Raw genomic sequence first — 4,816 nt, 5'->3', positions numbered from 1 at the left:
GCCGGTTGCGCCCGCGTGGCGCCGCGCCCGCGGTAGCCGGGGCGGGAATCCGGCGCGCTGTCCGGGAGTCGCACGCGGCCGATCAGGACGAGATGGTCGTTTCGGCGCGCAAGTTCGCCGAGTACGCGCTGCGCGTCACGCTGGAGGTGCTGGATCAGCGCAGGCCGATCGGGCAGCTGGGGTCGGTCGCGGAGGTCGCGGTGGTGTCGGCGGTGCGCACCCTGATCGCCGGGGATCTCGCGCCGGGCCGCACCTTGGGCGTCGCCGTGCTGGCGCGCGTCGCGGTGACTCCCGTCGACTCGCGCACCGCCGAGGTCTGCGCCGGATACGACCGGGGGCGGCGGCGATTCGCATTGGCGGGCCGCATCGTGCACAGCCGCACCTCGGGGTGGCGGCTGACCGCGTTGCGCATCCGGTGAACCGGCCGGATCAGCGGGGGCCGTTGGTGTTCAGGAACAGCACCGGACCCGCGCCGAAACCGCCCTCGGCGTTGCGGGCGAGCAGCGCGGCCAGTGCCTTCGCGGTGTACACCGGCTCGAGGGCGAGTCCCTCGCCGTCCTCGGCGGCCCTGGCGGCTTCGGCCGCCGCCGGGATCGGATGGCCGTAGCCGGGCCCGAGCCAGTCCCGCGTGAGCTCGAGATCGTCCGCCGTGATCGCCGGTGCGTCGAATCCGGCGCCGCGCTTGCGCAGCAGAGCGGCGGTGCGGCCGGTCAAGCCGAGCAGCGCCGGTGCGTCGAGGCGCAGGGTGTCGTTGACGACGACGCCGAACACGCGGGTGCGCAGCCCGGCGAGCCGCAGGCCGAGTATCAGCCCGGCCGCCGTTCCTCCGGAGCCGATCGCGGTGACGACGTGCGAAGGCTCGGGCAGCGTGCCCGCGCGGACCTGGGCGGCGATCTCCAATCCCGCCTCGACGTAACCGAGTGCGCCGAGCGGCGAGGATCCTCCGGCGGGCAGGTAGTACGGGGCCGCGCCCGGCCGCCAGTGCTTGGCGTACAGCAGCGGAGCGGCGAGCACGGTGCGCAGTTTCGTATGCGTGCGGTGGATTTCCGCGCCGGAGGCCTGTAGCCGCGCCAGCTGCGCCCGTACGTGTTCGTCGACCGGTTGGTCGATGAGTGCGAGCACCGTGTGCAGCCCGAGGTCGCGCCCGTACAGTGCGGCGGCCAAACCCCAGTTGGTGCCGACGCCGCCCACCGTGAGCAAGGTGCGGCGGCCGGTGCGGACCGCTTCGGGCAGCAGCCATTCCAGCTTGCGCACTTTGTTGCCGCCCCAGCCGCCGTCGCCGTAGGCGCTCTCGTCCTTGAGCCAGACCGGAGCGCCGCCGCCGGTCAGTCCGTCGAGCGGTCGCACCGGTGTCGGCGCGGCGCCGAGCCGGTGGAAGGGGAGGGTGCTCGTGACCTCGGGAAGACGCGCGTGTATCAGCGGTGTTGGGCAATTGTCCAATTCCATGGTGTCGTCAGCCTACGACGCCCCGGTCGTGGGCGAGATCGAATCGTGCCGCTTTCCCACCCTCCGACACGCACATCCCCATAATCGACCAGCGGACGGCTCACTGAACTACCTTTGACCTGGTGCGACACGGCACAGGTGCGGTCGAGCTGATCACGGCGTTCGTCGCCGCCGTGGCGGGTGGACTTGCGCTCACCACGCCGATCTCGCTGGCCTGGGCCCGCGGGACGGCGACGCTGGAGATGCAGCTGCTTGCGCACAACATGCCGAGGGCGACCGCGATCGGCTTCATTGTCGCCGTGATTGCCGCGGTCTTCACCTACACCGCAGACTCGGCGGTGGTGGCGTGGCTCGTGGCGCTGTTCGGCACGGTCGTGCTGCTGATCAACCACCTGTTGGGCCGCAGCTTCTCCAATCTGGCCCCGCTGACCACACTCAACGACATCGACTCGTTGGCGGGCGGGATGCTGCTCGGCGGGTTGATGACGGCGGCGCAGCGGCACATGGTGTTGGCTGGCGCGGCTACCCTCGGCGCACTCACCAGCATTGTCATCGGCGATTTGAGCGTGCCCGGTATCGGTCATCCGAGCGCGCCGGAGGTGCCCGCTGGAGTCGTGACGGACTCACCGCCGCTCTGGCTGCTCTGGCCGACCGCCGCACTGGTACTGATGTGTGCTGTATTGAACCGGCATCGGCGCCGCGAAGCGGTGATCGCGGTCGAGCTGCCGCTGCGGCCGATCGTTGCCGTGCTGCTGACCATGCTGATCACCCTCGGCAGTTCGGAGTGGTTGGTCAGCCGTGGGTCGACGCTGTTCGAGGTGCTGCTCGTCGCCGCCATCACGGTGGTCACGGTGCTGGCGGCGGCGCTGTTGCTGCCCGGCCGCGACGGGGTGATCGTCGCCCTCAGCGCGGCCATCGCGGCTGTCGGCGGCGCGATCGTGGCGACCGCGCTGTCGGGGTGGACCGTGCCGCTGCTGATCGGCGCCACGGTGGGCGGCATGATGCTCGGCATGTCCCGCCCGATGCCGCTGGCTGGGCTGGCGGCCACCGCGGTGCTCGGCGCATTCGCCGCGGCCACCGCGCGGCCCGAAGGACAGACGCCCGCGGCGACCCTTACCGGCTGTATGGCGATAGCGCTGATCACCGGATACTGCTTCGGCACGGCACAGCCGATCCGGAGTCCGAGCAAGGTGCTCGCCCTCTCGCTGCTGTTCGTGCCCGGCGTGGTGGTCGTACTCCAGGGTCGCATCTTCGGCGGTGAGCTGGACATACCGCGCGGCTACGCCAATCCCGACCGGCTACTCGCCATGGTGCCCGGCCTGACGGCGATCTTGATCACCGGCGGTTGCACGCTCGTTGTGCTGCTGCTGCACCGGCTGCGCAGCGAGGAGTCCGAGGCGGAGCCCGCCGAGGCCACGCGCTAACGTCGCCTGCATGCGGCTTCACGTGGGATGTGCGATGTGGACGCACGCGGCATGGCAGGAGCGGCAGCTGGGGCCCGCGGAGAAGTTGCGCTGGTACGCCGATCGCTGCACCGCGGTCGAGGGCAACACCACGTTCTACGCGACACCCGCGCGCCACACCGTCGAATCCTGGGCCGAGCAGACCGCGCCCGACTTCCGTTTCGTGTTGAAGCTGCCCAAGCCGATCACCCACGAGCGCAGGCTCTCCGGCGCCGACCGGGAACTGCGCGCCTTCCTCGCGGCGATGGAGCCGCTGGGGCCGCGGCTGCACACGCTGTGGGTGCAGTTGCCCGGCTCGTTCGGTCCGGCCGAACTCGGCGCGCTCGCCGCCTTCCTGCGCGAGCTGCCCGCGGCGTACCGGTGCGGCGTCGAGGTCAGGCACCCGGCGTTCTTCGCGGACCAGCGCGCGGGCCAGGCGCTGGAGCGGGTGCTGGGCCGGGTCGGCGCGGAGTGGATAACCTTCGACACCACAGTGCTTTTCGAGGGCGTCGCGGCGGGGCCTTCGGAACAGGAGGCGCGGTCGAAGAAGCCGCGCGTGCCGCGGCGCACCGCGGCGCTCACCGAATTCCCGGTCGTGCGGTATCACGGCCGCGACGACGTCGACCGCACCGTCGCGGGGTGGCGTCCTTGGCTCGACACGGTGACCGCCTGGCTGCGCGAGGGCCGCTCGCCGACGGTGTTTCTGCACACTCCCGACAACGCGGGCGCCTTGGATCTGGCCAGACGCTTTCACGACGAGATCCGCGCCCGGCTCCCGGAACTCGACCCGCTGCCCGAGCCGACGGCGGACGAACCGATGACGTTGTTCTGACTCAGCAGCGAAGCCCCAGCACTGTGGCCGCGAAATCCACGAACAGCGGCGCCAATTCGGGCACCCGCGCCGGTCCGTCCGAGACCAGCGTGCGGCGGGTCCGCTCGCCGATCGCCTCCGGGATCAGCGCGATCAGGTCGTCCGCCGGCTCCGGCAGGGCGGGGTCGGCCGCGCGCGCCTGGTTGTAGAAGGCGCGGTACAGCTCGGCGAAGCGATCGACGGCCAGGTCGCGGTAGGCCACGGCGGCCTGGTCCACCTTGAACGATTCCACCAGCACGACGTTCGCGAAATCCGGTTCGGCGGCGACCATTTCGCAGTAGGTGTCGACGATGGAGCGGATCTTGGCGAGGGCGTCGGCATCCGGCGGGAGCTGGGCGAGTTCCTCGGCGATGCGGGTGGCGACGATGTCGATGCCGGTGTGCACGGCCTCGACGAAGCACTCCTCCTTGTTGGCGAAGTGCTCGTAGAACGTGCTGCGCGAGACCCTGGCCCTGCCGACGATGTCGGAGAGCGTGGTCGCGGAATAGCCCTTGGCCTGAACGCTTTCCACCATCGCGGCGATGAGCCTGCCCCACTGCGAGGCGAGGACCGCTTCGCGGGTCGCGCGGTGCCGCTCGGCGAACCCGCTTCTCGGTGACGCTGCCGGACGTACGGTCGTCTGCTCTCGGCGCATGTGTGCCTCTCTGTCGAAACGATCGAGATCGGACACGGTCTCGCCGATCGTGTCGCCTCGAATCCCATCGGGGCGACGATTATTCGTGAACCGCCTTGTTCGTGAACACCGCCCGCAACCGGCGCGCTGTTGCGACAGCGGCACCCCCCACCGGTGCAGGCGAGGGTACCGGAACCGGAACACCGGGGTACCGCACGGTCTTCCGCCTCTCTGCATCATTCGTCCGTCATTTCCGGCGCATCTGTGCAATCTTGTTATTGCGCAATGGCATTGATACGGAGGGTGCGGCGGAGTCATGGCGTCGAACGCGTTCGATCTCGGCAGCCACACTGTCGCGCGTCGTGGTGCGCTGCGCCGTGGGCGGGACGCGGCCGCGGTGCCGTTGTGGCCGGGCATGATTCCGCCGCAGCAGGTCGGGCCGCC

The 4,816-nt window shown here is 70.5% G+C and carries 5 protein-coding genes; 3 read left to right on the top strand and 2 right to left on the bottom strand.

Annotated features, from left to right (window positions below):
- On the top strand, positions 1-419 hold a 419-nt coding region (locus tag NL1_RS38430), incomplete at its 5' end, for an Rv3235 family protein (RefSeq protein ID WP_218024538.1).
- 10 nt (positions 420-429) lie between these two features.
- On the opposite strand, the gene NL1_RS35645 is transcribed toward NL1_RS38430, so the two are convergent.
- On the bottom strand, positions 430-1,446 hold the full coding sequence (locus NL1_RS35645; protein WP_067849303.1) for a 1-aminocyclopropane-1-carboxylate deaminase/D-cysteine desulfhydrase: 1,017 nt from the start codon (positions 1,444-1,446) through the stop codon (positions 430-432).
- Between the two features lie 122 nt (positions 1,447-1,568).
- On the opposite strand from NL1_RS35645, the gene NL1_RS35640 reads away from it, so the two are divergent.
- Positions 1,569-2,870, top strand: a complete 1,302-nt coding sequence (locus NL1_RS35640; RefSeq protein WP_067849299.1) for a hypothetical protein — start codon at positions 1,569-1,571, stop codon at positions 2,868-2,870.
- A gap of 10 nt (positions 2,871-2,880) precedes the next feature.
- Positions 2,881-3,720 carry a DUF72 domain-containing protein gene (locus NL1_RS35635; protein ID WP_084511445.1) on the top strand — a complete coding sequence of 280 codons (840 nt, stop codon included), beginning with the start codon at positions 2,881-2,883 and terminating at the stop codon, positions 3,718-3,720.
- Position 3,721: 1 nt separating this feature from the next.
- Here the strand turns inward: NL1_RS35635 and NL1_RS35630 are convergent, their stop codons facing one another.
- A complete protein-coding gene (locus NL1_RS35630; RefSeq protein ID WP_067849309.1) occupies positions 3,722-4,393 on the bottom strand; it encodes a TetR/AcrR family transcriptional regulator in 672 nt (223 codons plus the stop codon).
- Positions 4,394-4,816 lie beyond the last annotated feature (423 nt).

Origin of the sequence: Nocardia lijiangensis NBRC 108240, from assembly GCF_001613045.1 — a bacterium.
Lineage (GTDB): Bacteria > Actinomycetota > Actinomycetes > Mycobacteriales > Mycobacteriaceae > Nocardia > Nocardia lijiangensis.
The sequence above is the reverse complement of the archived record's forward strand: the minus strand, read 5'-3'. Positions and strand labels throughout refer to the sequence as shown.